At 36.7% G+C, this 25,098-nt stretch carries 25 protein-coding genes; 16 read left to right on the top strand and 9 right to left on the bottom strand.

The window, feature by feature from the left end; genetic code table 11:
• Window positions 1-369: 369 nt before the first annotated feature.
• The 13 genes from C9J37_RS20560 (at window position 370) to C9J37_RS20500 (ending at window position 12,204) form a co-directional block, all read left to right on the top strand.
• A complete protein-coding gene (locus C9J37_RS20560) occupies window positions 370-2,781 on the top strand; it encodes a Na+/H+ antiporter subunit A (protein ID WP_201262196.1) in 2,412 nt (803 codons plus the stop codon).
• A complete protein-coding gene (locus tag C9J37_RS20555) occupies window positions 2,771-3,193 on the top strand; it encodes a Na(+)/H(+) antiporter subunit B (RefSeq protein ID WP_024360783.1) in 423 nt (140 codons plus the stop codon). The genes C9J37_RS20560 and C9J37_RS20555 overlap by 11 nt, the downstream gene beginning before the upstream one ends.
• Window positions 3,194-3,196: 3 nt before the next feature.
• Complete coding sequence (locus C9J37_RS20550; RefSeq protein ID WP_024360782.1) at window positions 3,197-3,535, top strand: Na(+)/H(+) antiporter subunit C; 339 nt, start codon at window positions 3,197-3,199, stop codon at window positions 3,533-3,535.
• A complete protein-coding gene (locus C9J37_RS20545) occupies window positions 3,528-5,033 on the top strand; it encodes a Na+/H+ antiporter subunit D (protein WP_107896881.1) in 1,506 nt (501 codons plus the stop codon). The genes C9J37_RS20550 and C9J37_RS20545 overlap by 8 nt, the downstream gene beginning before the upstream one ends.
• Window positions 5,033-5,515 carry a Na+/H+ antiporter subunit E gene (locus C9J37_RS20540; RefSeq protein ID WP_107896880.1) on the top strand — a complete coding sequence of 161 codons (483 nt, stop codon included), beginning with the start codon at window positions 5,033-5,035 and terminating at the stop codon, window positions 5,513-5,515. The genes C9J37_RS20545 and C9J37_RS20540 overlap by 1 nt, the downstream gene beginning before the upstream one ends.
• Window positions 5,515-5,799, top strand: a complete 285-nt coding sequence (locus C9J37_RS20535; RefSeq protein WP_024360779.1) for a Na(+)/H(+) antiporter subunit F1 — start codon at window positions 5,515-5,517, stop codon at window positions 5,797-5,799. Before C9J37_RS20540 ends, C9J37_RS20535 begins: the two co-directional genes overlap by 1 nt.
• Window positions 5,777-6,136 carry a Na+/H+ antiporter subunit G gene (locus C9J37_RS20530; RefSeq protein WP_024360778.1) on the top strand — a complete coding sequence of 120 codons (360 nt, stop codon included), beginning with the start codon at window positions 5,777-5,779 and terminating at the stop codon, window positions 6,134-6,136. Before C9J37_RS20535 ends, C9J37_RS20530 begins: the two co-directional genes overlap by 23 nt.
• A gap of 413 nt (window positions 6,137-6,549) precedes the next feature.
• Window positions 6,550-7,338 (top strand): transporter substrate-binding domain-containing protein, encoded by a 789-nt coding sequence (locus tag C9J37_RS20525; RefSeq protein WP_107896879.1) that lies wholly within the window; start codon window positions 6,550-6,552, stop codon window positions 7,336-7,338.
• Between the two features lie 80 nt (window positions 7,339-7,418).
• Window positions 7,419-8,078 (top strand): amino acid ABC transporter permease, encoded by a 660-nt coding sequence (locus tag C9J37_RS20520; RefSeq protein ID WP_069508779.1) that lies wholly within the window; start codon window positions 7,419-7,421, stop codon window positions 8,076-8,078.
• Complete coding sequence (locus C9J37_RS20515; RefSeq protein ID WP_107896878.1) at window positions 8,071-8,793, top strand: amino acid ABC transporter ATP-binding protein; 723 nt, start codon at window positions 8,071-8,073, stop codon at window positions 8,791-8,793. Before C9J37_RS20520 ends, C9J37_RS20515 begins: the two co-directional genes overlap by 8 nt.
• A gap of 274 nt (window positions 8,794-9,067) precedes the next feature.
• Window positions 9,068-9,883: a metallophosphoesterase gene (locus C9J37_RS20510; protein WP_107896877.1), complete on the top strand. Its 816-nt coding sequence runs from the start codon at window positions 9,068-9,070 to the stop codon at window positions 9,881-9,883.
• 483 nt (window positions 9,884-10,366) lie between these two features.
• Complete coding sequence (locus C9J37_RS20505; protein ID WP_107896876.1) at window positions 10,367-11,086, top strand: response regulator transcription factor; 720 nt, start codon at window positions 10,367-10,369, stop codon at window positions 11,084-11,086.
• Window positions 11,083-12,204 carry a sensor histidine kinase gene (locus tag C9J37_RS20500; protein ID WP_107896875.1) on the top strand — a complete coding sequence of 374 codons (1,122 nt, stop codon included), beginning with the start codon at window positions 11,083-11,085 and terminating at the stop codon, window positions 12,202-12,204. The genes C9J37_RS20505 and C9J37_RS20500 overlap by 4 nt, the downstream gene beginning before the upstream one ends.
• 98 nt (window positions 12,205-12,302) lie before the next feature.
• Here the strand turns inward: C9J37_RS20500 and C9J37_RS20495 are convergent, their stop codons facing one another.
• The 8 genes from C9J37_RS20495 to C9J37_RS20460 all read right to left on the bottom strand — a co-directional run bounded on the left by C9J37_RS20495 (window position 12,303) and on the right by C9J37_RS20460 (window position 19,213).
• On the bottom strand, window positions 12,303-12,587 hold the full coding sequence (locus C9J37_RS20495) for a hypothetical protein (protein WP_107896874.1): 285 nt from the start codon (window positions 12,585-12,587) through the stop codon (window positions 12,303-12,305).
• 35 nt (window positions 12,588-12,622) lie between these two features.
• The gene (locus C9J37_RS20490; RefSeq protein ID WP_167397383.1) at window positions 12,623-13,360 is read right to left on the bottom strand and encodes an ABC transporter permease; all 738 of its coding nucleotides are present in this window, start codon (window positions 13,358-13,360) and stop codon (window positions 12,623-12,625) included.
• Window positions 13,361-13,378: 18 nt separating this feature from the next.
• The gene (locus C9J37_RS20485; protein ID WP_107896872.1) at window positions 13,379-14,131 is read right to left on the bottom strand and encodes an ABC transporter permease; all 753 of its coding nucleotides are present in this window, start codon (window positions 14,129-14,131) and stop codon (window positions 13,379-13,381) included.
• Window positions 14,128-15,045: an ABC transporter ATP-binding protein gene (locus C9J37_RS20480; RefSeq protein WP_107896871.1), complete on the bottom strand. Its 918-nt coding sequence runs from the start codon at window positions 15,043-15,045 to the stop codon at window positions 14,128-14,130. The genes C9J37_RS20485 and C9J37_RS20480 overlap by 4 nt, the downstream gene beginning before the upstream one ends.
• A gap of 597 nt (window positions 15,046-15,642) precedes the next feature.
• Complete coding sequence (gene tatC, locus C9J37_RS20475; protein WP_107896870.1) at window positions 15,643-16,482, bottom strand: twin-arginine translocase subunit TatC; 840 nt, start codon at window positions 16,480-16,482, stop codon at window positions 15,643-15,645.
• 10 nt (window positions 16,483-16,492) lie between these two features.
• The gene (gene tatA / locus C9J37_RS20470) at window positions 16,493-16,696 is read right to left on the bottom strand and encodes a twin-arginine translocase TatA/TatE family subunit (RefSeq protein ID WP_024360772.1); all 204 of its coding nucleotides are present in this window, start codon (window positions 16,694-16,696) and stop codon (window positions 16,493-16,495) included.
• 43 nt (window positions 16,697-16,739) lie between these two features.
• Complete coding sequence (locus tag C9J37_RS20465; protein WP_107896869.1) at window positions 16,740-18,452, bottom strand: GMC family oxidoreductase; 1,713 nt, start codon at window positions 18,450-18,452, stop codon at window positions 16,740-16,742.
• 17 nt (window positions 18,453-18,469) lie between these two features.
• Window positions 18,470-19,213 carry a gluconate 2-dehydrogenase subunit 3 family protein gene (locus C9J37_RS20460; RefSeq protein WP_107896868.1) on the bottom strand — a complete coding sequence of 248 codons (744 nt, stop codon included), beginning with the start codon at window positions 19,211-19,213 and terminating at the stop codon, window positions 18,470-18,472.
• Between the two features lie 230 nt (window positions 19,214-19,443).
• Between C9J37_RS20460 and C9J37_RS20455 the strand changes: the two genes are divergently transcribed.
• Entirely contained in the window at window positions 19,444-21,546 is a 2,103-nt protein-coding gene (locus tag C9J37_RS20455; protein WP_235617190.1) for a methyl-accepting chemotaxis protein, read from the top strand.
• A 177-nt stretch (window positions 21,547-21,723) separates the two neighbouring features.
• Here C9J37_RS20455 and C9J37_RS20450 read toward each other — a convergent pair whose 3' ends face one another.
• Window positions 21,724-22,908 carry an alanyl-tRNA editing protein gene (locus C9J37_RS20450; RefSeq protein WP_107896867.1) on the bottom strand — a complete coding sequence of 395 codons (1,185 nt, stop codon included), beginning with the start codon at window positions 22,906-22,908 and terminating at the stop codon, window positions 21,724-21,726.
• Window positions 22,909-23,114: 206 nt separating this feature from the next.
• On the opposite strand from C9J37_RS20450, the gene C9J37_RS20445 reads away from it, so the two are divergent.
• Both C9J37_RS20445 and C9J37_RS20440 read left to right on the top strand, forming a co-directional pair.
• Entirely contained in the window at window positions 23,115-23,402 is a 288-nt protein-coding gene (locus tag C9J37_RS20445; protein WP_024360765.1) for a DUF6509 family protein, read from the top strand.
• A gap of 204 nt (window positions 23,403-23,606) precedes the next feature.
• Window positions 23,607-24,941 carry an FAD-dependent oxidoreductase gene (locus tag C9J37_RS20440; protein WP_107896866.1) on the top strand — a complete coding sequence of 445 codons (1,335 nt, stop codon included), beginning with the start codon at window positions 23,607-23,609 and terminating at the stop codon, window positions 24,939-24,941.
• Window positions 24,942-25,098 lie beyond the last annotated feature (157 nt).

The following is a 25,098-nucleotide window of genomic DNA, read 5'->3' as shown; positions in this document are numbered from 1 at the left end:
AAGTATTGATGCATTGAAACGCTTTGTCGGTTACTTTAGACATGATAAATGTCTCGTATGCTCAGCCATGCGTATAGAAAATACCTAAATGTACAAGAATTCTGATATATTCGTTCATCTTTTTTCGTATAAAATCTACCTTCCTTCAAAGAATGGTAGATATAGCACGCTTTTGCTTTATGCGCAGGTTGTTCAATGCTTGCTGTGTAAATAAAAGCACAACGGCGAATATCACAAATTTTTGTAATGAGAAAGTTATGCTAATACATTATTCATGCTCTAACTGACTTGTATTATGCAGTGCTTAAGAAACATACAAAATTGAAGATGCTAATTCGCTGGGCGAATTTGATTGTAGGAGGTTTTCATTTGGTCACAGTTCTCTTTGCGATACTTTTACCATTTGTTTGTGCTGCGCTGATTCCCTTGCTTTATAGGCGACTAAGGCGAATGGCACATTTAGGCTGGTTTGTTTTATCCGTTCCAATCATATTGTTTATTTTACTCGCACGGTACATTCCTCAAATTGCCGAGGGTAAAACATTTATTGATACATATGAGTGGATTCCCTCTTTTAATATAAACTTCACGACATACCTCGATGGACTCAGTATCATTTTTGGATTGCTGATTACAGGTGTAGGTAGTTTAGTTATTTTATATTCAATTTTTTATTTATCAACGAAAGAATCTCTTCATCATTTTTACTGCTACTTATTACTATTCATGGGCGCTATGCTCGGCGTCGTCTTTTCAGATAATTTAATGGTGCTATATACGTTTTGGGAATTAACAAGCGTCTCATCATTTTTGTTAATCGCCTTCTGGCATCATCGTAAAGCTTCACGTGCTGGTGCACGAAAAGCCATGACAATCACAGTCTTCGGTGGTCTTTCCATGCTCGCAGGTTTTCTAATGCTATATGTAGCATCTGGCACATTTAGTATTCGTGACATTGTATCGAACGTTGAGATGATACGCGAGCACACATTGTTTGTTCCTGCCTTATTGTTAATTTTAGTAGGTGCTTTTACTAAATCAGCTCAATTTCCATTTCATATTTGGTTGCCTGATGCGATGGAGGCACCAACTCCAGTTAGTGCTTATCTCCACTCAGCTACGATGGTGAAGGCTGGAATTTATATAGTTGCGCGTTTCTCCCCAGTATTTGGTGGTGAGCCAGTTTGGTTCTGGTTAGTAAGTGGAATTGGCCTTGTAACATTATTTTGGGGCTCGTTCAATGCTGTTCGTCAAACAGACTTAAAGGCGTTACTTGCCTTTTCAACAGTTAGCCAGCTTGGGTTGATTATGAGTTTATTTGGCTTGGGCTCTGTGGGACATTATTTTGGCTATGCAGAAAGTTCCATTATATACACACAGGCAAGCTTTGCGGCATTGTTCCATCTTATTAATCACTCCACGTTTAAAGGGGCGTTATTTATGATGGTCGGTATTGTCGATCATGAAGTTGGTACGCGCGATATTCGACGCCTTGGTGGTTTAATGGCATTGATGCCTGTGACATTTACGATTGCAGTAATAGGTGGTTTTTCGATGGCAGGATTACCACCGTTTAATGGCTTCTTAAGTAAGGAGATGTTCTTTGCCGCGGTTTTGGCTATTCGTGAGGTTGAGGTCTTTTCCATCGATACTTGGGGCATATTGTTCCCCGTTGTAGCATGGGTTGCAAGTATTTTTACGTTTGTATACAGCATGATTTTAATTGGCCATACTTTTTTTGGAAAGCTACAGCCGTACAAGTTGGACAAAAAACCACACGAGGCACCCATTGGGATGCTAATTTCGCCAATAGTACTTTGTTTATTAGTAGTGACTATTTTCTTCTTTCCAAATGTTCTAGGACATTATATCTTACAGCCTGCGATGGCTAGTATATATCCAACTTTTCCAACGGTTAGCGAGTTAACACCTCATATTTCTGCATGGCATGGTGTGAATACAGAATTATTAATGACCCTTGGTGTAATCATTATTGGCTTTGTATTATTTAAAACATTAAAAAGCTGGAAGCCACTATACCGAGTTTTTTCGCAAAATTTTACATTCAATAGCTATTATAATCACCTTATTAATTTTAGTGAAAAAGGTTCAATGAAGCTTACGAACCGCTATATGTCTGGCAATTTAACTCATTACTTTGTCTATATCTATGTATTTTTTGTTGCACTGATTGCAGGATACTTTATTTGGTCTGATGCCATGGTATTTGAATTTGCAAAGGATTCACCTGTTGAATCCTATGAGTTAGTTTTAGTGTTTGTCATGATGTTTGCTGCGATCTGGATGGTTTTTGCCAAAGGACGAATTACAGCGATGCTTTTAAATGGAGTTCTCGGTTATTCGATTGCCTTCTTTTTCGTTATATTTCGCGCACCTGATTTAGCGCTGACACAACTAGTTGTTGAGTCCGTGACTACAGCATTGTTCCTGCTATGTTTTAAATATTTACCGGATTTATTGCCTGAAAACTCACGCATGAGAGTGAAGTGGGCAAATGCTATTATTGCTATTTTTGCAGGGGCTACGGTGACATTAGTCGGCTTGGCTGTTGTACATTATGACCGTTTTGAAACGGTAGCACTGTATTTTAATGATGCTTATGATTTAGCAGGCGGTTCAAACATCGTTAACACAATTTTAGGAGATTTTCGTGCATTTGATACGATGTTAGAGGTTGTCGTTCTTTTAATAGCTGGCTTAGGTGTGTACACATTAACTAAGCTAAAGCCACGAAAAGAGGAGGCAGACCATGAAAATTAATGATGTTATTTTACGAACGATTACTAAGGCGATTGTATTTATAATTTTAACGCTTGGTGTGTATTTATTCTTTGCGGGCCACCACGCTCCTGGTGGGGGCTTTATCGGCGGTCTTGTGCTTGCTTCTGCAATAGTACTACTGTATTTAGCTTATGACATTGAAACAGTTCATAAAGGAATGCCGTTTGATTTCAAAAAGGTTGCTGCACTGGGCGTATTACTTGCGACAGGGACAGCCATCGGTTCGCTTTTCTTTGATGTGCCATTTTTAACGCAGACGTATGAATATGTCAATGTACCGGTTTTCGGGAAAATGGGCTTCTCGACCGTCACTATTTTTGAGGCTGGCGTGGCACTAACTGTCGTTGGCGTTGTTGTAACCATAATTTTAAGTATAAGTGAGGATGAATAGCCAATGGAGTCTTTAATACTATTATTAGTTGGTGTATTAGTTGCTGTCGCGACGTACCTTATCCTCTCTAAACAATTATTGCGTGTCATTTTAGGGACAGCAGTCCTTTCACATGCTGCACATTTACTGATTTTAACGATGGGTGGCCTTAAAAAAGGGGATGTGCCACTTATTGGGGAATCAGCAGGTCCTTATACAGATGCACTTCCACAAGCATTGATTTTAACAGCTATCGTCATTAGCTTTGCAGTGACAGCATTTGTGCTTGTTCTCGGCTATCGTGCTTATAAAACAAATGGCACTGGGGAATTTGATGAATTGAGAGGTACGTCTGATGAGTAATATAATCGTTTTACCATTAATCGTGCCGGTAATAACGGCTATTTTACTTGTGTTTTTAAGACAAAATATAATGATTCAACGCATTTTGAGCTTGTGTACTTTGGGCTTTGTTATATTCATTAGCGTTGTCCTTTTGTTAGAAGTTCAGCAGCAAGGTGTAATGCGCATTGATTTTAGTGGTTGGATACCGCCATTCGGCATTCTATTTGTTGCAGACTCTTTTGCAGTATTACTTGTTTTCGTAGCGAATATTGTCGCAGCAATTTGTGTAGTTTACGCCTTTTTTACAATTGGAGAACACTATGAAAAAATGTATTTCTATCCTTTTGTTCTCTTAATGGTAGCAGGTGTAAATGGTTCATTTTTAACGGGAGATATTTTTAATCTGTTTGTGTGCTTCGAAGTGATGTTGCTTGCCTCTTATGCCCTTATTAGCTTAGGTGGAGGGAAAGTCCAACTACGAGAGGCGTTAAAATATGTACTTATTAATATTGTAGCTTCATGGATTTTTTTAGTAGCGTTAGCATTTTTATATGGAACGATCGGAACATTAAATATGGCTCATATTTCATTGCGGGTTATGGAAGCTGGAGCTGATCCACTTATTACTACAGTTGGACTGGTGTTTCTAATTGTTTTTAGCCTGAAAGCAGGATTACTTCTATTCTTTTGGTTGCCAGGTTCTTATAGAGTACCTCCAACCGCTATAGCTGCACTCTTCGCCGCACTTTTAACTAAAGTTGGTATTTATGCCCTTGTTCGTACATTTACATTACTATTTACAACGAATAGTGAGGTAACCCACACAACTCTCGGTATTATGGCTGGGCTAACAATACTTGCTGGTTGCATGGGTGCCCTTGCTGGAAGAGATGTGAGGACAATCGCTTCATATAATATCCTAATTGGTGTTGGCTTTATTGTTGCTGGACTAGCTATCGGAACAGAGTCAGCACTGCAAGGTGTAACGTATTATTTAATGCATGATATGGTGGTCAAGGCCATGTTGTTTTTAGCGGTAGGGATGATGATATATGTAACAGGTGAAACACTTATCGATAATATGAGTGGACTTATTCGAAATTATCCCTTTTTTGGATGGCTGTTCTTTATTATGATGTGTTCAATTGCAGGAATTCCACCTTTAAGTGGATTTTTAGGCAAGGTTTTAATAGGACAAGGCGCGATTGAGGGAGGAAATTTTGTCCTACTAGGGCTAGGATTTCTCTCTAGCTTAATTGTTCTCTATTCGTTACTGCGCATTTTTCTATCGTCCTTTTTTGGCGAAACGATCCTCAGTATTGAAGATGAAAAACCACTTCCAAAGCGAATCGTATTGCCTTTAACATTACTTTCTATTTGCACAATTGCTTTAGGTATAGGAGCCGAGTCAATGGCGCCATATGTGAAGGATGCGGCAGAAACGCTTCATACACCCTCTATTTATATTGATGCAGTGTTAAATGGAGAAAAATGGCAAGGTGAGGTGAATAAGTAATGGCTATGCAGTTTATATTAAATTTATTTATCGCTACCTTATGGTTATTGCTACAGGACGAAATCACGCCACAGTTTTCCACCTTTTTAATGGGGTTTGTCGTCGGTATTGGGATTTTGTATGTGATGCATCGGTTTTATGGAACCCAATTTTATTTGCGCCGCGTTTTCTCTATTATTAAACTACTATGGCTATTTAATTGGGAGCTATTACTTTCAAGCTATAATGTCCTAAAACAAATCACAACACCAAAGTTAAATATTACGCCTGGCATTTTTACGTATAAAACAAAGCTGAACGGAGATTGGGAAATTACAGCTCTTGCACTCTTGCTAACGCTCACACCTGGTTCAGTAGTGATGGAGGTCTCGGAGGAGGGAGATATGTTCTATATCCATGCTATGGATATAGAACAATCTAAAGATGCCGTTATTCGCTCCATTGGAAAATTTGAAGAAGCAATTATGGAGGTGACACGCTAATGGTTGAAAAAATTTTACTTTTAGCACTAGCGTTATTTAGTGTGTCAATTGCATTGTCTCTATATCGTGTCATTAAAGGTCCATCCATGCCGGATCGAGCAATAGCGCTTGATACAATTGGTATTAATCTACTTTCGGCGATTGCCATTGTATCGATTGTCTTAAAAACCAAAGCGTATTTAGAGGCGATTTTAATTTTAGGTATATTGGCGTTTATCGGTACAATTGCTTTTACAAAATATATTGAAAGAGGTGTGATTGTTGAGCGTAAATCAAATGATTGAGTGGACGGCAGTCATCCTTATACTTGTTGGTTCTATCGTTAGTGTTATTAGTGCGTTTGGGATGATTCGTTTGCCAGATGTCTATACGCGTTCACATGCTGCAACAAAAAGCTCAACGTTGTCAGTACTAACCTGTTTGTTAGGAGCTTTTATTTATTTCTGGATACATGACGGGTATGTAAGTGTTCGACTAATATTAGGTATTCTCTTTGTATTTGTCACAGCACCAGTAGCAGGGCATTTAATATGTCGTGCCGCCTATCGATCTCGTGTTCCATTAGCGGAAGGTTCTGGTGAAGATGAATTAAAATCAAAGCTATTTCCAGAAAAAGAATAGCGAAAGCAAAAATTTGCTATCGTTGCAAGGCGAGGTATAAGGCGTTTAAAACGTCAATACCTTGCTTTTTTATTTGGCCTGCTACATGGGTTGTTTATATTAAAGGAAATATAGGGTATTTACTTAACGACAGGAATAAAAAATTAGAAGAAGGAAAATATATAGTATCACCTATAAAGGAGCAATTTAAAAATATACTGACTGAAAAATAAAAAACATTGATTTATTAGAAAATTCTGTGTAAAATATTTTGCTAAAAAATTTCATGTATAGCTTGAAAAATATTTTGAAAGAGTATATCTTAATTAGCAGATAGATTTTTTATTCTGCTATATGAATAAATATCCAATCGACTATTTTCGAGACATTCCTATCTCATAGACAATAAAAAACATCAAAAGGAGATATAAAAGATGAAGAACAAATTTTTCATGCTTATGCTTGTCTTAGTAATCGGTTTACTTGCAGCATGTGGCACTAAAGAAGATAAAGCAACAAATTCAAGCTCAGATACAGAAAACAAACAAGTATTAAAAGTAGGTACATCAGCAGACTATGCACCATTTGAATATGTAGACGCTGCTAAAGGTGAAGAAATCATTGGTTTCGATATCGATTTAATTAAATTAGTTGGTGAAAAATTAGGTGTAGAAATGCAAGTTCAAGATATGGACTTTAACAGCCTTGTGCCAGCTTTACAAGCAGGTAAAGTAGATGTTGTTATTTCTGGTATGACACCAAATGAAGAACGAGAAAAAGTAGTAGATTTCTCAGATAAATACAATCAAACAGAACAAGTTATCATCGTTAAAAAAGATAGTGGCATTAAAAAAGAAGCGGACTTAGCTGGTAAAAAAGTCGGCGTACAAACAGCTTCTATTCAAGAAAATTTAGGTAATGCCATTGCTAAAAAAGTAGATGTATCAGTTGAAGGACGCACACGTATTCCTGAAATCATCCAAGATATGATGTCTAAACGCTTAGACGCAGCAATTCTAGAAGGTGGCGTAGCGAAAGGTTATCTGAAAACAAACGATAAATTAGCCGCATTCCCAGTAGAAGAACAGCCAGAAGACTATAAAGCAATCGCTGTTCAAAAAGGTAGCGATTTAAAAGATAAAATTAACAAAGCATTAAAAGAATTAGCAGATGAAGGCAAAATTCAACAGCTTGAAGAAAAATGGTTAGAAAAAGCTGAATAATAGTATCGATATGCGATAGCCCTATTTAGGGCTATCGCTTGTCCATTTCACTAAAAGGAAACGAGAAAGGAGGGTACGCTGTGAATTTAGATTTCTCAGCAATCATTCCCTCTATTCCTTATATTTTAAAAGGAATAGGTGTTACACTTCAAATAGCAATCGGTGCTTCTCTCATTGGGTTTATTGTTGGTATATTACTAGCATTATGTAAAATTGGGAAAGTAAAAATGCTACGCTGGTTAGCGGACTTTTACACGTCAATTTTCCGCGGGACGCCACTTGTATTACAATTATTAATTATTTACTACGCTGTTCCACAGCTACTAGACATTCAAATTCAGCCAATTCCAACTGCAATTATTGCGTTTGGCTTAAACTCTGGAGCTTATATTTCAGAAATTATTCGTGCGGGTATTAATGCCGTTGATAAAGGTCAAATGGAAGCAGCTCAAGCACTAGGTATTCCGTATTCAAAAATGATGAAGGATATTATTATTCCACAAGCAGTGAAAAATATTTTACCTTCTTTAGTAAATGAATTTATTACATTAAACAAAGAAACAGCAGTTGTAACAGTCATTAGTGCCCTTGATATTATGCGCCGTGCCTATATTGTAGGGGGTTCAACATATCGATATCTTGAACCATTATTATTTGCAGGGGTAATCTACTATATTATGACGCTTGTCTTAACGTTCCTTGGTAAACGAATCGAGAAAGGAATGAGAAAAAGTGATTAAAATTGAAGATTTACACAAATCATATGGGCAAAATGAAGTATTGAAAGGTATTTCAACTGAAATAAAAGAAAAAGAAGTAATTGCTATTATTGGGCCTTCAGGTTCTGGTAAGTCTACATTCCTACGCTGCTTAAATTTACTAGAAGAACCGACGAGTGGGAAAATAACAATTGCTGGCGATGTCCTGACAGATAAAGGGACAAATATTATGAAAATACGGGAAGAAGTAGGTATGGTATTTCAACATTTTCACCTTTTCCCACATAAAACCGTATTAGAAAATTTAACGTATGCACCTATCAATGTAAAGGGAATGGATAAGACCGTAGCGATCAAAGTAGCTGAAGATTTACTAACAAAAGTAGGGCTTTTTGAAAAACGTAATGAGTATCCAAGCCGCCTTTCAGGTGGTCAAAAACAACGCGTGGCAATTGCCAGAGCACTAGCAATGGACCCAAAAGTGATACTGTTTGATGAGCCGACTTCAGCACTGGACCCAGAGATGGTTAAAGAAGTATTGGCAGTTATGAAAAACTTAGCAGATTCAGGGATGACGATGTTAATTGTTACCCATGAAATGGGCTTCGCTCGAGAAGTAGCGGATCGTATTTTATTCCTTGATGGTGGAAAGCTAATAGAGGATGCACCTCCAGAAGAATTTTTCACATCTCCTTCTACACAACGTGCAAAAGATTTTTTAGAAAAAGTGTTATAAATAGTGAAGCGCATCTAGCTCTTTTAAAGAAGAGAACTAAATGCGCTTTTAATTGTATTCTAGTAATAATGATGGCGCAACGAGAATCTCAATCTAAAAAGTAGTATGGATTTTGGATGCCATATGCTAAAGAATGAAGGAATATGAAGATAGTACTTTTGTGCATTTTATATTATTAAAGTGCATATACTTACAATCACTTTGGTTTTTGCTTATAATAGAGTAGTCAGAGTTTTATTCTGAAAAAAAGTAGCCGCAAAGTGAGCGATTGCGATTGAAAAAATTATTATATGGTATCTTTTTTATTCTTTTTATAGTCATTTTTTTGTACGTAAACAATCACTGGCTAGTCGTTAGTGAACATGTATTCGAATCAGAAAAGGTGCCTGCCAGCTTTGATGGGCTACGCATTGTACAAGTATCGGATTTACATGATGCCCGCTTTGGTAACAATCAGCAAAAACTGATTGCTAAGGTTAAGGATACGAATCCTGACTATATTTTTATCACGGGTGATGTGATTGATAGCAATCGTTACGATTTAAAACAAAGTCTACAGGCAGTTAAAGGACTAGTTGAATTAGCGGATGTATATTATGTACTAGGAAACCATGAAGTGGCGTCGAATAAGGTTAATGAAATTTATGAGGCGCTTTCATCGTTAGGTGTACATGTGATGGCTAATGAATCGACCGTGCTAGAGCGCGACGGGGAGCGCTTGGCGATTCTTGGTATTGAAGATCCGTTAATGGGTAGATCGACAGAAGAAATGCTAGAGTTGGCGACAGCGTATGTTCCAGAAGATATGCTAAAGTTATTGCTGGCGCATCGACCAGAAGTGTTTAGTACGTATGTAAATCAAGGAATAGATTTGGTATTCTCGGGACATGCACATGGTGGGCAAGTGCGGATTCCTGGCATGGGAGGACTTGTGGCGCCAGGACAGGGACTGTTTCCTAAGTTCACTGCTGGTTTATACGAGGAAGAACGCACCAAAATGGTCGTTAGCCGAGGTCTAGGAAATAGTAGTGTACCATATCGAATTTTTAATCTACCAGAAATTATTGTCATGGATTTAAAGAAAAAATAAGCATTGTTCATAACAAAAGGTATCAGCACTTTTAATGAAATGACCTCTACGGTTATTTCATTAGACAGCTTGAGTAAAATGAGTTCGGTATTGTACCGGGCTCATTTTAAATTTTGCTTTCATCGTTTCGTTTTGTACTTCCATTGGTAGCCGACATCTACTAATAGAAGGTGCAAATCAGTTTCAACTCAATGCCTTTGCTTTTTATACTTAGTAGGGAAGTAAGTTTAAATCGGGTAAGCCCTTAAGTCGTCATCATATATTTCTTGCTCTTCACTAGATGTGGATGCTAAGTATTACTCCTGCTAAGAACCCATTTTAATATTTTCCATTAAACTCTTTTAAAAATTAAATCAATCATTTTATGAAAATATTGGAATTGTATAGTTGACTATGTTAATAATAAATAGTAAGAAACAAATTAATATACTAAAAAAGTTAAATATATTCAAAAAATAAAAGATAATAATCTAGGTGATAGAAATGTATCCAATATTATTAGTTGATGATGAAGAAGGTTTACTAGATATGTTAAAAATAATGCTACAAAAGGAAGGCATTATAGATATAGATATTGCAGCAACAGGCAAACAGGCTCTTGAAAAAATAAATAACGTTGATTATTCCTTAATTGTCCTAGATATCATGCTACCAGATATAGATGGATTTCAAATTTGCCAAGAAATTAGGAAAAAAAGTGATGTTCCAATTTTATTTATAAGTGCTCGCACGTCAGATATTGATAAACTAACTGGTTTAAATATAGGAGGGGATGATTATATTACTAAACCATTTAATCCCCTTGAAGTAGTAGCACGCATAAAGATTCACATGCGGCGTCACAATTTACAGTTGCAATCACAAAATAAATTATTAAATCAAGATCAATACGATTATGGTTATTTTAGTTTATCCAAAAAAACAGGAGAACTTTTTGTTAACGGAAAGAGCATAATATGTCCTGCAAAGGAATTTGAACTGCTATCCTTTTTTTGTGCCAATCCCAATCAAGTTTTTTCAGCTGAACAACTTTATGAAAAGATATGGCAGCAATCAACGGGCTTAAATGATCGAAATACTGTTATGGTTCATATCCTACGTCTTAGAAAAAAAATTGAGGAGGATGTAAAAAAACCAAAAATAATTGTAAATATAAGGAGCATAGGTTATAAATTCATTCCTCCAAAAATGGGGGACATATGAAAGTAAAAATTAAGCTAGCACTCCACTTTCTTGGAAGCCTTATTTTCTTAGGTGTTTTTGTTTTATGTATGATTATTCTATTATCTACTTTTGTTAATCATGCAATTATTTGGTTCACTTCGGATGATACTATTGCTTCTTATTTTGTAGATCAAAAATTATTACCAATCTTACCTTTTCTAGCGGTTATCATTTTCTGTTTATTATATGGTTGGTGGATAGGGTCAGATTTTTTTTACATTATAGAATGGATCCTATTATTATCAAAAGGCATATATCAAGAACCAAAAAGAAAGAGGAAGAATGCTAATAATAAACCATATAAAAATCCACGATTTAGTATTTTCCAAGATATTTTTATTCAACTGAGAACCTTAATGGGCATATTAAAACGAAATGAATTAGAAAGAAAAGAATTAGAAAAAATGAGAAAAGAGTGGACCGCAGGAATATCCCATGATTTAAAGACGCCTCTTACTTATATAAAAGGTTACTCATTTATGTTATCTTCGACTGAACATGAATGGAGTGAACAAGAAAGACAAGAGTTCGCCGCTCAAATAAAAAAACAAGCCATTCATATGGAAAATATAATTGAAGATTTAAATACAGTATTTCATTTTGATCATGGACAATTTCCTTTAAATTTAAACAAACAAGACATTTCTCAATTTATTCATGAAATAGTTATGGAAATAACAGAAAATCCATTACTTAAACAGAAAAATATTTCAATCGGGATAAATACAACTCAGCCTGTAATCTTTACATTTGATGAACAGATACTAAAACGAGCTATTAATAACCTTTTAATGAATGCCATCATCCATAATCCTAATAATACTGAAATCATGATATCTATTATGAACAGTGATAAGTTAATGATCAAAATTTCAGATAATGGTGTCGGGATGAATAATGAAACTAGGAAAAATTTATTTAATCGTTATTATCGAGGAACTTCAACTAAAATACCTTCTGAAGGTACAGGATTAGGTATGAGTATTGCTAAACAACTTATTGAAGCTCATCAAGGCACTGTTTCTGTTGAAAGTACTTTAAATAAAGGGACCGTTGTTTATATTAGTTTTAAGCTGGATTTAACTAATGCCTCTTAAGTATGCCTCATTTATTTTACATTCATTTTTACAAAACTTATGGAAATGTTCTTTAAGAAGCATTTCCATAAGTCTAAATTTCCTTCATTCCTTCGATGTTAAATATCTATTGTATTTACCTCAGAGCGTTTACTTACAATAAAGAAATAAATATTTACTATCATTATGAAGCTGATTATAAAAACCGGATAATTATATATGTTCTGTATGGAGCCATCTGTACCAGTAAACTCTATAGTTACCAATTTAAAATCAATAGTTTTAATCCCTATATCATTTGTAAACATTTTATACACCGCAGATGCCTGAAAATAATTCCAGAACATAGATAGTACAGCAATAATCATTAATATTAAGTTAGTTATAAGTACCTTTTTTGTCATTTTAATGCTCCTCTCAAGTTTAAGAAAAAATGGTTTTAATTTATATCTTTTTTATCAAATGAAGCTACTCCTATAATTGTTGCTAGACTAAATATCACTAAATTTATAGATAAAAAGAACAATAATGAACTGATTCCTACTTCATCAGGAGCAGACATGGCAAGGGTCGGCTGTGCCCATGGATAGTAATTACCCCATTCGGCACCTGCTGCTATAAAAGCTAACAGAGTAAGTGCAACATTTATTGCTATGGGAGTAACAAAGCTCTTAATTTGCGATGCCATCCAAAGTTGAATAGCTACTAAAGCACAAACCGCTAAAAAGCCGAGAACAAGAACTTTAAATAAGAAAAACCACGGTATAGAATCTTGAAGTCCAAGTAATAATCCTGTGATAATAAATTCTGTTATTAAAACTAATTGTGTTACTAACACAAGAAATAAAATAATAATCATTTTAGCTGTATAGATTTCTACTCTTGAGGGAGGCAATACCAACATTTGTTTCCAACCTCCGCCGAAATTTTCATTTCGACAACTTAAAGAACAATAAAACCCAGATAAAATAGGTAACATTATCATTCCATAAAATAGTGATGCTTGTGTCCATGCTTCTATCCATTCATTGTCATCTATCTGTACTAATATATCTTGATAAGTAAAAAAATTATTATAGCCCAATAAACAACTTACAAGTGGAACTATAATTAATACCGCCCAAAGCCATTGACGCCTTAACTTCATAAATTCAATAAAAACCATTGTCTTTATCAATTTCATTCACCCTCTATCTCATCTCAATTCTCTCTTACTAAAATGAATCATACCGCCTATCAAGAACAATAATCCTACTGTTAAACTCATAATAAAGAAAAATGATAAATCGGTATTAATTATTACTTTGTTAAATTCATCAGATGGTAAGATAGGAGTCCCCCAAATTGGGTAAACCCAAAATAACCATTTCACATTTTGAAGGAAAAATCCTGAAAGAGTGAATATAATCCCTAAAGATATAGGGATTATTTGGTTCTGACAAACCATTGATACCCATAGCTGAAAAGCCATTAATGGAAAAGATACAATATAGGGATAAAAGGCTTGTTTTAAAATTAAATCCCATGGTATTGGTCCATTAAAGTCTAAAAAAATACCAATGAAAAGCAAAGATCCAACAATAAAAGTAGCGGAAAACATACAAAGTAAAAATAAATAAATAAATTTCGATAAATATATTGAATATTTTGATATAGGTAAAGCAAATAAGATCTTCCAAGTATTGGCCTCGTGTTCAATATTGACTATTTTAGAAGCAAATATAGTAATACTTAAAGGCACCATAATGAACATAGCCCAGTGGCAGCTAATTACAAGAAAAGACCATTCAGTAGTATGTAATTCTTGTGCCAACTCTCTATTAAAGTCCAACCTTAAATAAAAATCTGAAAAGTTCATTATAAAAACGAATAAAGGGAATACTGAAGCAATTAACAATAACTTTGAACGTTTAAACTTTATCCTATCTCCTATAATGACCTCTCTCATGAATATTCCCCCTTAATTATGTTAAGAAAGACATCTTCAAGAGAAGATTTTATTTCTTCAATTCTATATACTGATAGATTAGAATCGACCAACATATTATTCACCAAAGAAATGTGATTATCATCTGTCTTATTTAAAATCAAATTACTATTAGCATCTAATTGAATGCTATCATCGAATTTGTTTTCTAAAATAATTTTTGCTTTATTAGCATCATTTACGCGCACTCTGATTTGGGAATCACTCTTATTGCGTAATACCTCTATAGAATCTTGGAATATAAGATTTCCTTCAGAAATAATTCCTACTTGTGTAGCCATCTGATCAATTTCACTAAGTAAATGGCTAGAAATTAATATTGTTATCCCATCGGTTTCAGGAAGACTTTTTATTAAATCACGAATTTCATGAATACCTGCTGGATCTAAACCATTTGTAGGTTCGTCTAAAATAAGCAATTCAGGTTTGCCTAAAAGTGCTATTGCAATTCCAAGTCGTTGTTTCATTCCTAAAGAATATTGTTTAACTAGTTTATTTTTAGCCTTTGTTAATCTAACAATATTTAATACTTCTTCAATTCGCTTTTCTGATACATTAAGCATACGTTGAATAATTTTAAGATTTTCATAACCTGTTAAATGACCATAATAAGAGGGTGATTCAACCAATGCACCCACTTTTTTTAATATGTGGTTTCTATCACTTTCTAATTGCTTTCCAAATAAAGTAACAGAACCAGCTGTCGCCTTTATTAACCCTAATAACATTTTGATAGAAGTGGTTTTTCCTGAGCCATTGGGTCCCAAAAAACCATAGATTTCACCTTTCTTCACTTGCAAATTTAAATCCTTTACAGCATATGTCGTTTTATACTTTTTGCATAAATTGACAGTTTCAATTATGTTACTGCACATATTGAACACCTCCAATGACAGTATATAAATTAAAATAAAAAACCATCTTAACTTTAAATTAATTCCATCTTAACTTTAATAAATATGCATTTATGGGAATGTATTTCAGAAAAAACTTATTCGATGAAATCTACGATATCCCTTAGGTTTTCTAATCTCAGCGCTGTGCAGACGTTAAATGAGGCTGGCACATAACTAAAAAAATTTAAGGAACAGAGGAAAGGTGTTCGTAAATTTTGGCTATTATGGGAACTTAGCCATTCTTGCTTTTGCAAAAATTAAAAATTAGAAGTGTTCACTAGTTGTTGGTAGCGAGGCGGTGACTCCTGCTCAGAACGCACACAGCGTAAGACGCTGGCATTCTGCGCGTTAGCGAGGGTTGCGGCTTACTGTGCTGAGCGGAAAGCACCGCCGAAGCGGACAACAAAGGCGCAGCAAAAAGTGTTAGATTGATGGCAGTCAATCTAACACTTTTTCTCTTTTGTCCCAGCCTCTACGGTGAAATACAAGAATTATTTTAAAATATTTTTACGCAAGCGAGAAGGGCGCGATATGCTTATGGATATAATCCTCCATGCCCGATATCAACATTAGTAGTTACGCAGTGCTTTCCAGTTGTTTACGTTCTATACGTTTAACAAGATGAATACTAATTTCGTATAAAATAATCATCGGTATTAATACAAGTAATTGACTAATGAAATCAGGTGGTGTAATAACTGCAGAGCCAACACCCATTGCGATATAGGACCAGCCTCGTATTTTTTTCATGGATTCGGCAGTTAGTAAACCAATAGACGATAAAAAGAGTGCAACGATGGGTAACTCAAATAATAAGCCGAGTGGTACAGTCGTCATAATTAAAAAATGCATGTATTCACTAGCTGATACCATTACATCAAAATTAGCAGCAGCTAAGCTTACTAAAAATGAATAGCTAAGTGGGTTTACAACAAAATAGCCAAATGCGATACCTAATAAAAAGAGCACAAACATTACAGGTGCATAGAGCCCGAGAAAACGGCTTTCCTCTTCCTTTAAGCCGGGTTTGACAAAGCTCCAAAGAAAGTGAACGAGAAAGGGCATCGATAGACCAAAGGCTAGAGTAGTTGAAATGGTCATATAAAACTTAACGACCTCTAAAGGTCCTAATATAATAAGTGAATGGCCACGAGTTACATAAGGAAACCAAATATTAATGGTTGAAAATGCGACAATAAAAAATAATAGAAAGACGACAAGCCCTTTAATGATTTGTTTTCGCAGTTCTGTAATATGCTCCAGTAGAGAGTCTACAGGGAAAAGTGGTTTATCTTCGACAATTGTCTGCTCATCGTCAATACTGGCTATTTCAACAAAAGCCTCCTGTAAGGATGGAGGCTCTGTTTGCTTTTTATCGAGTGGACTTAAATAATTTTTTTCTTCATAAGGATCCATAGGAAACCTCCTACGAAACATCAGATTTTTTTTCTACTTTTTTCGCAGGCTCATCGTCGTCATCCATTAATCCTTTTGTTGATTTTTTGAACTCTGCAAATGTTTTACCGACTGCACCACCGATTTCTGGTAATTTTTTTGGACCGAAAACGATAAGTACAATGACCAAAATGATAATTAACCCAGGAATGCCGATTGCACCAAGACCTCCCATCGCTTCATCCTCCTCTCCAATTTTCATAGTAAAGATAGCTGCCCTACACTAACGCACCACCTGATTTGCTATATTTCACAACACCTTCTGCACAGCGATAAGCTAGTGCGCCGAGGGTACCGGTTGGATTATAGCCACTATTATGAGCAAAGCTTCCAGCACTTATAGCGAAAAGATTTTCTATATCCCAATGTTGTAAATAGTTATTCACAACGCCCTTATCTGGTGTTGAGCTCATAACTGTCCCACCTGTATTGTGTGTCGTTTGATAAGGGACGATGTTATAATCTGTAATTTCTGCATTAGGTACAATCGTTTTGGCACCCATTTCTTTCATAATGTCAGCAGCGCGAGCTGAAATAAATTTATGAAGTGCCCGATCTTGATCAGTAAAGTTGTAGGTTAATTGTATGAGTGGTAACCCATACGCATCTTTGTAATTGGAATCAAGAGACAGATAATTTTCTTTATGTGGCATAGAGGCACCTTGAGCGCCAATACCAAACGAACGTGTATAGTAATGAATAGACTGCTTTTTAAATTCTGGTCCCCATGTTGGCGTATCAGGAGGGGTTGGGTTAGAGCTAATAGGACGTGTACCTGTTTGAGTAAGCGCTATATTGCCACCGTGGATAAAATCTAATTCACTATGGTCAAAGTTATCCCCATTGTAATCATCTATACTCATCCCAAGAGACCCTGCACCCATGAAAGTATTGTATTGTTCATCGAAGAATCCGCTAGCACCAGGTAATATTTGATAACAATAGTTTCGACCTAATGTTCCTTTACCTGTTGTTGGATCATATGGTTGACCAATATTAGAAACCATTAACAGCTTAGCGTTGTTGAAGACATAGCTTGTTAATACGACAATATTCGCAGGCTGAATAAACTCCTCACCAGATACCGTGTCGATATATCTTACGCCGGTTGCCTTGTTACCCTGTTTTAAAATTTCTACAACGTTAGAGTTAAAGCGCAAATCGAAATTTCCTGTTTTTAAAGCAGTAGGTACTACGGTAATTTCCGCGGAAGATTTTGCCCCATATTCACAACCGAAACGTTCACAGAAGCCGCAATATTGACAAGCATTAATTGTTTCACCATCAGGATTTTTATAGACTTCTGAAATGTTGGCAGAAGGAACCATATAAGGTGATAATTTTAGATTTTTTGTTGCTTTCTCAAATTGTTGTAGCATAGGCGTCATTTTCATAGGAGGTGTTGGATAGGCACTTGAGCGTTTACCTGCAAAAGGATTTTTATCATCCCCTGAAATGCCAAGTGTTTTTTCAAATTTATCAAAATAGGGTTCTAATTGATCGTAGTTTAGTGCCCAATCCTGCAATAGATAGTCAGGCCCTAATTTATTTGCCCCATAACGCTCGTCTGTCATGGTTTTAATCTGAAAGTCATACGGTAAAAAGCGGAAAGTCATACCATTCCAGTGCGTCCCAGCCCCTCCAAGCCCTTCACCTAATAAAAAGGAACCGAGTTGACGCATCGGTAAAGCTTGCATCTTTCGATTATTACGAAAAGTAACTGTTTCCTTTGAAAGATTTTGCATTAAATCATAGCGAATTGCGTAGCGGTATTCATCATGAATACTTAAAAAATCCTCGGTGCCACGCTTCTGACCACGTTCTAAACCAACGACCTTTAATCCAGCTTTCGAGCACTCAGCAGCGACAATGCCACCTGTCCACCCAACACCTACTGTTACAACGTCTACACTTGGTAATGTTGTTGCCATCTATAAACCCCCTGAGATTAGTGATTGCCTAATTGATTTGGTTCAATTTTTTGGAACTTAGGATCTTCAATCATTGTGATATAAGCCATTTGATGACCAGGGAAGCCTTTCATACGCCAACCCTCCATATTTCGGTTCCCACCGTATAAAGGATCTGAATACGCTCCTTCTAAAGTAGCGGCACGTAATAGTGCAAAAAAGAATGCGGAAGTGACACCACTCATTTGTATGTCACCTTTTTGAAAAGCTGTTAATATTTCATCCATTTGCTTGCCCTCTAAATCATTAAAGCTTTTTTTGAATCGACTTTGAGCTTCCGTTTCCATTTTGGCAATGCCTTGTTTGAAAATTTCAGCGCGTGTTAAGCGACTTTGATAGCCTTGTGTAGGGGAACCTTCACCAAAAGGACCCTGCATATATTCTTTGGAATTACTGCCATATTGTCCGGCTAACTGATGATCTATGAAGTAAGGTACATCTAAATCAATCGCACCAGGTCCTAAATCATCCTTGGGAAAAATACGTTCAGTAGCATTCGATAAAATTTTAAAATCGCGCTCGTTCATGAAAAACATCTTTGCTTTAGGTGAACCAGCAGCTTCACTTGTCGTCCCATTACCATGCTCTATTGTAGCAGTGCCTTTACCGTTGATGTTATAGCCAACAAGACCACCAATTAATCCACCACCGACTAATGTACCAGCTGCAATACCTGTTGTTTTTAAAAAATCTCGACGTGAGACATTATTATCTGCACTCATAAAAAATACACCCCTCCAAAGTAAACAGATTGTGTTCTATTTTTTATAATCAGCAAAAAAAGCAAATTATAATCAAATTACCATGGAAAAATTTTTAATTTTATTCCATAAAAAATCTATTTAATAACGATTTAGGAAGAGTATGGATAAAATGTATTAGACTATAAGCACTATGAGTATGATAATAAATACAATTTTATACATTTTTTATCCTTATTGGAAAACTTTTATTGACTTCTAGTTTTAGTGACCTTACTCTTGAAGAAGAAGGGCAAAAAATTACAAAAATTAAAATGATAATGAAAAATAAATTTGGAGAAATGAGCAAAGCGAATATGTGGATTAAAGGTATTGGTGGTAAATTAGTTATAGCAATTATCGCTTTAGTATTTGTTACATGTGGTACCCTTGGTTTTTCTACATGGTTGAATAGTACAAAAGCAGTTGAAGACCAGGTTGAATCGAATTTGATAGCGAGAGCAGCAGATGTATCAAAATATATAGAAGAGCACTTTCAGCTAGCTTTAGTGGAAGTGGAGGCTATTGCGGAACAAGCAGTTATCCGTGGTATGGACTTTGAGGAGCAAAAAACCTATTTAACAAAGCGTATGGATGATAGTAAAAATTATCTAGGCTTTGGCATTATCACATCTGATGGGATAGCCCATTATTTAGATAATACAACAGCAGATTTAGGTGATCGTGATTATATAAAGGAAGGATTTACAGGCAAGACAGTAATGTCAGAAATCACGATTAGTCGTGTCACAGGTGAACCAGTTATTTTAATCGTAGCACCAATTGATACTGTGACAGGTGAAAAAGCATTATTGTTAGCGCGTATAGATGGTTATTATTTATCTAACATTGTTGAAGACATTCAAGTTGGAGAAAATGGTTATGCCCTTATGTTAGATGCAAAAGGTACCGTTATCGGACATAAGAACCATGCCCTTGTGAAAGAGCAAGTGAATGCAATTTCTGCCGCAAAAGAATCTGGCGAAATAACAGGTGAATCGTTAGCTGCAAAAGAAATGATTCGTAATACAAATGGCTATTTCTCCTTCGATACGAAGGAACAAGGTACAAGTTTAATGGGGTATCATACGTTAGATAATGGTTGGAAAATGGGGGTTGTCGCACTAGAGGATGAAATGCTAGCAGGGCTTTCACAATTGAAGACAAACTTTATTATAATGACGATTATCGTCTCTATCTTGGGATTGTTGATTTCGTTTGCGATATCGAGATCTGTAAGTAAACCGCTTCGCCACGTACTTCGTATTAGTGAAGGATTGTCTGAGGGAGATTTTACACAAGAAATCCCGGCTAAATATTTGAAGCGTATTGATGAGATGGGGACAATGGTGCGGGCTTTAGATAAAATGGCAGATAATATGCGAGATATGATATCGCAAGCTGGTAAAGAAGCGACTGCGGTAAATGAAACCTCTTGTGAGTTAATGGGGGATGTAATTGCTGTCACTAAACATTCTGAGCAAATCGCACTTGCAATAGGTGAGGTAGATCGTGGCGCACAAAGTCAAACGGCAATGGCGGAGGAAAGTGCCTCAGCGATGGAACAAATGGCACTTGGTATTCAAAACTTTGCTGAAGTTGCTTCAACGATAGCTACGAATACTGATTTTATTTCCGAGAAAATAAGTGAAAGTAACGGAGCAGTCCAGCAATCGATTAGCCGTATGGATGAAATACAACGTGGAACAGCTATAGAACTGGACATTATCCATAAGCTAGAACAGGAATCGAAAGAAATAGAGCTAATTTCCAAAATGATTACGGATATTTCAGACCAAACAAACCTATTAGCATTAAACGCTTCAATTGAAGCTGCGCGTGCAGGAGATGCAGGCAAAGGCTTTGCGGTAGTTGCAGAGGAGGTAAGAAAACTTTCGGAGCAAACAGCTGGCTCTGCTGCCAAAATTAATATATTAATTGATAGAGTACAGGCGCACACAATAGAGGTTGTAAAAGCAGCAGAAAATGGCGAGGAGAATGTAGCGCGAGGTCTAGTAGCAATCGAAGCAGTAGGAGAGCGCTTTGAAGAGATAGTTCAAGCTGTCGGTGAAATAGCAGGTCAAATTGAGGAAATGAATGCTTCCGCAGAACAAATGTCAGCTAATACGGAAGAGGTTTCTGCTTCTATGGAGGAAATGGCGGCAACTGCCCATGCTGCAAGTGATTATGTAGCGGAAGTAAAAAATGCTACTGCAGAGCAAATGAACACGGTAGAGGCAATGAACAAGCAAACTGTAAAAATGTCGGACATGGCAAACCGTCTACATGGAGCCATCCAAAAATTCAAATTATAAAATACAAGCTAAAGCTGTCCAAAGTTATTTGGGCAGCTTGAATTTTGTTGGAATAAGCGACTCAAGTTAATGGCAATCAACTTATTCTTGAAGGGTTTTAATCTAGAAAATTAAGTCATTACACAACAAGCCTCGCAAAGCAGTTTTGCTGTGCGAGGCTTGTTACTGTATATAGATTTATTGTAGCGCAACTTGCATAGCAGTGAGCAGTTGTTCGCAAGTAATAATGCGCTCACCACCGCCTTGCACCATCTGATCGCTACCACCGCCTTTACCATTAATACATGGTAAAACGTTTGTAGCAAGCTCTTTCATGCTGGTGTCTACTTGTGTACCGCGAGCAGCTACAAATTGTAATTTATCTTCATTTTCTGAAACAAGTAGGGCAATCACATCAGCACGTTCAGCAACAATAAAACGAGCTAATTTTTGGAGCTCTTGTATCGTGCGATTATGAAAAGCAGTAGCGATAATATGTGTATCACTAGCAGCTAATGCTTTTGCCTCAAAAGCAAGCAATTCTTCTCTTGCGGCTACAAGCGCTTTTTCTGTCGTTTTTTGGCTTGCTAAAAGCTTTGTAAGGGCAGTTGCTGCTTCGGCTTCTGGCACACTTAACTGTCTAGCCACGTCCGCCAGTACGGTCTTGCGCATCGCTAGCTCTGCTAAAACCCGCCCTCCGCATACAAAGGAGACCCGTACATTGCCTTTCATTTTTTCAGTCCCTAGAATTTTAATTGCGCTAACTTGCCCTGTAGATGTCGGGTGTGTTCCACCGCAGCCATTGTAGTCGAAATCAGGGATGATGACTAAACGAATAGCTCCTGTGACAGCTACCTCTTTACGCAAGTTATAGTCAGCAAGTTGCTGTTCGGTAATCCATTTTGTTTCTATTGGGCGATTTTCTAAAATAATAGCATTTGCCCGAGCTTCAGCCGCCGCAAGCTGTTCATTTGATAATGAGTCTACAGCAATATCTATTGTAACTTGTTCACTACCGAGGTGAAAGCTTACGGTTGGTGCATCAAAAAGTTCGACAAATGCTGCTGTTAAAATATGCTGTCCAGCGTGCTGTTGCATATGATCAAATCTGCGCTTCCAGTTCAATTTGCCATGTACTTCGCCAGAAAAAGTAGAAGCTTCACCCTCGATATAGTGGCGTATTTCATCGTCAATCTTTTCGACATCGATTACGTTAGTATTGTTTAAAGTACCTGTATCATGTGGTTGACCACCACCGGTAGGGTAAAAGGCGGTATTAGAAAGCACAACGTACTGGCGTCCATCAGGCTCACTACCAGTACGTACAACCGTTGCTGTAAATTCTTGTTGCATAGCGTCTTGATAATATAGTAGCTCTTTCATTAAAAAGCCTCCTTTATGTAATAAGTATGTAGCTTGCCAAGCGTTAACTGTTAGCTAATTTTGATTGCTGAAAAATAGCATACGGCTAAAAGTTTTATTTTATTGTGTCATAATTGCATGAAGGTGTATACAGGTTTTCTAGTTGACCCATGCTGAAATTGATTTATTATAGAAAAGAATAGGTAAAGATAAAGGAGCTAGTATAAATGGATATTACACAATTCTCGATGGAAGAAATTTTAGATCCGACGAATATTATTGAAGGTAAACGTTTTGAATTTATTTTAGATGTGGACATTGACGAAGAGGATGAGCTATACCATGAAGCAGGTATTGAAATTCGTGTTTTAATTGGTGAAAAAGAAGGAGCTCCATTTATTTTAAATTATTTCATTATGGAGAAGGCAGAGGGAGAGTATTTAGACTTTGCACTGGAAGATGATGAATTAGAAGAAATTTTAACGTTCTGCAAAGAAGAGATCACAAAAGCTTAAGTACGTAAAACGGGTAGAGAAAAACAATTGTTTTTCTTTACCTGTTTTTTTGTCACGATAAATTAGAAAATGGTAGTACTGGAAACGTGCATTTGTATTTGGCTTTTTGTTAACATTGATTTAAAGTCGCTGTGTGAGGCGGAACGTGTCCTCTATATATGAACCAGTATGTAGAATTAGGATATGAATAAGGGGGTTTGTAGGATGAAGTTCGTAATTATTGGGGGAGATGCGGCGGGAATGTCAGCCGCTATGGAGATTTATAGAAATGTACCAGGGGCAGAAATTACCTCTTTAGAGCGTGGATTTATTTATTCATATGGACAATGTGGATTGCCTTATGTAGTAGATGGTCGGATTTCATCGACAAAGCGCCTAATCGCGCGAGATGTGGAGACATTCCGAGATAAATACGGTATTGATGCACGCGTTGGACATGAGGTCGAACGCATCGATGTTGAGAACCAGCTTGTTATGGGTACGCAATTTTCAGGCGAACCATTCGAAATTGCTTATGATAAGCTTCTTATCGCTACTGGAGCGGATCCGATAATGCCAGTAAAGAAAGGTGCAGAATTAGCTGGTATTCATAAAATTAAAACAATACCTGGATTAGAAGAGTTACTAGCCGATTTATCGCCAAATATCGAACAGGTGACCATTCTTGGTGGAGGCTATATCGGACTTGAAATGGCCGAAACGATTCATGCATGTAATAAAAAAGTTCGACTGATTCAACGAGGTAGTCAAGTTGCCAATATTTTAGATGAAGAACTAGCAAAGCATGTTCATGATGAGGCGAAAAAGCAAGGAATAGAGCTTCTATTAAATACGAATGTTGAAGGCTTTGAAGGCTCTTCACGAGTTGAACGAATTATTACAAATAATGGCGTGCTAGAGACGGATTTAGTAATTGTCGCTGCTGGCATAAAACCGAACACACAATTTTTAGATGGGACAAACATTGCACTAGCTAAAAATGGAGCCATCGTTGTTAACCGCCACTTAGAGACGTCGGTTGAGAATATCTATGCGGCTGGAGATTGTGCAACCCATTTTCATATTGTAAAGGAACGCTTAGATTATGTACCTCTTGGAACGACAGCAAATAAGCAGGGGCGCTTAGCTGGACTTAATATGTCTGGAAAGTTTGCACCGTTTCGGGGCATTGTTGGCACCTCTATAATGAAATTCTTTGATTTGACAATCGCTACTACAGGCATCAATGAAAACACTGCCAAAAAGCTTGGGTTCGATTACGAGGCATATAAACTCTCAGCACGTCATATTGCAGGCTACTACCCAGGTGCACAACGGATGTATATTAAAATTGTTGTCCAAAAGAGAAATCAGCAACTATTAGGGGCACAAATCGTTGGACCTGCTGGTGTAGATAAACGTATTGATGTCTTTGCTACCGCTTTATACAATAAAATGACATTACCGGACTTACTCGATTTAGATTTAGCATATGCACCACCTTTCAATGGGGTATGGGATCCTTTACAACAAGCTGCAAGAATGAATGGACGGATCTAGTGAATAGATAGTTAGCAATGAAGGTGAGAATATCCGCGAAATAGAGAGTGCTACCCGCGGAAAAGGTGAGAATACCTGCGAAATAGAGGGTGCTACCCGCGGAAAAGGTGAGAATACCCGCGAAGTAGAGAGTGCTACCCGCGGAAAAGGTGAGAAT

It is taken from the genome of Lysinibacillus mangiferihumi (genome assembly GCF_003049665.1).
In the GTDB taxonomy this organism is placed as follows: domain Bacteria; phylum Bacillota; class Bacilli; order Bacillales_A; family Planococcaceae; genus Lysinibacillus; species Lysinibacillus mangiferihumi.
The sequence above is the reverse complement of the archived record's forward strand: the minus strand, read 5'-3'. Positions and strand labels throughout refer to the sequence as shown.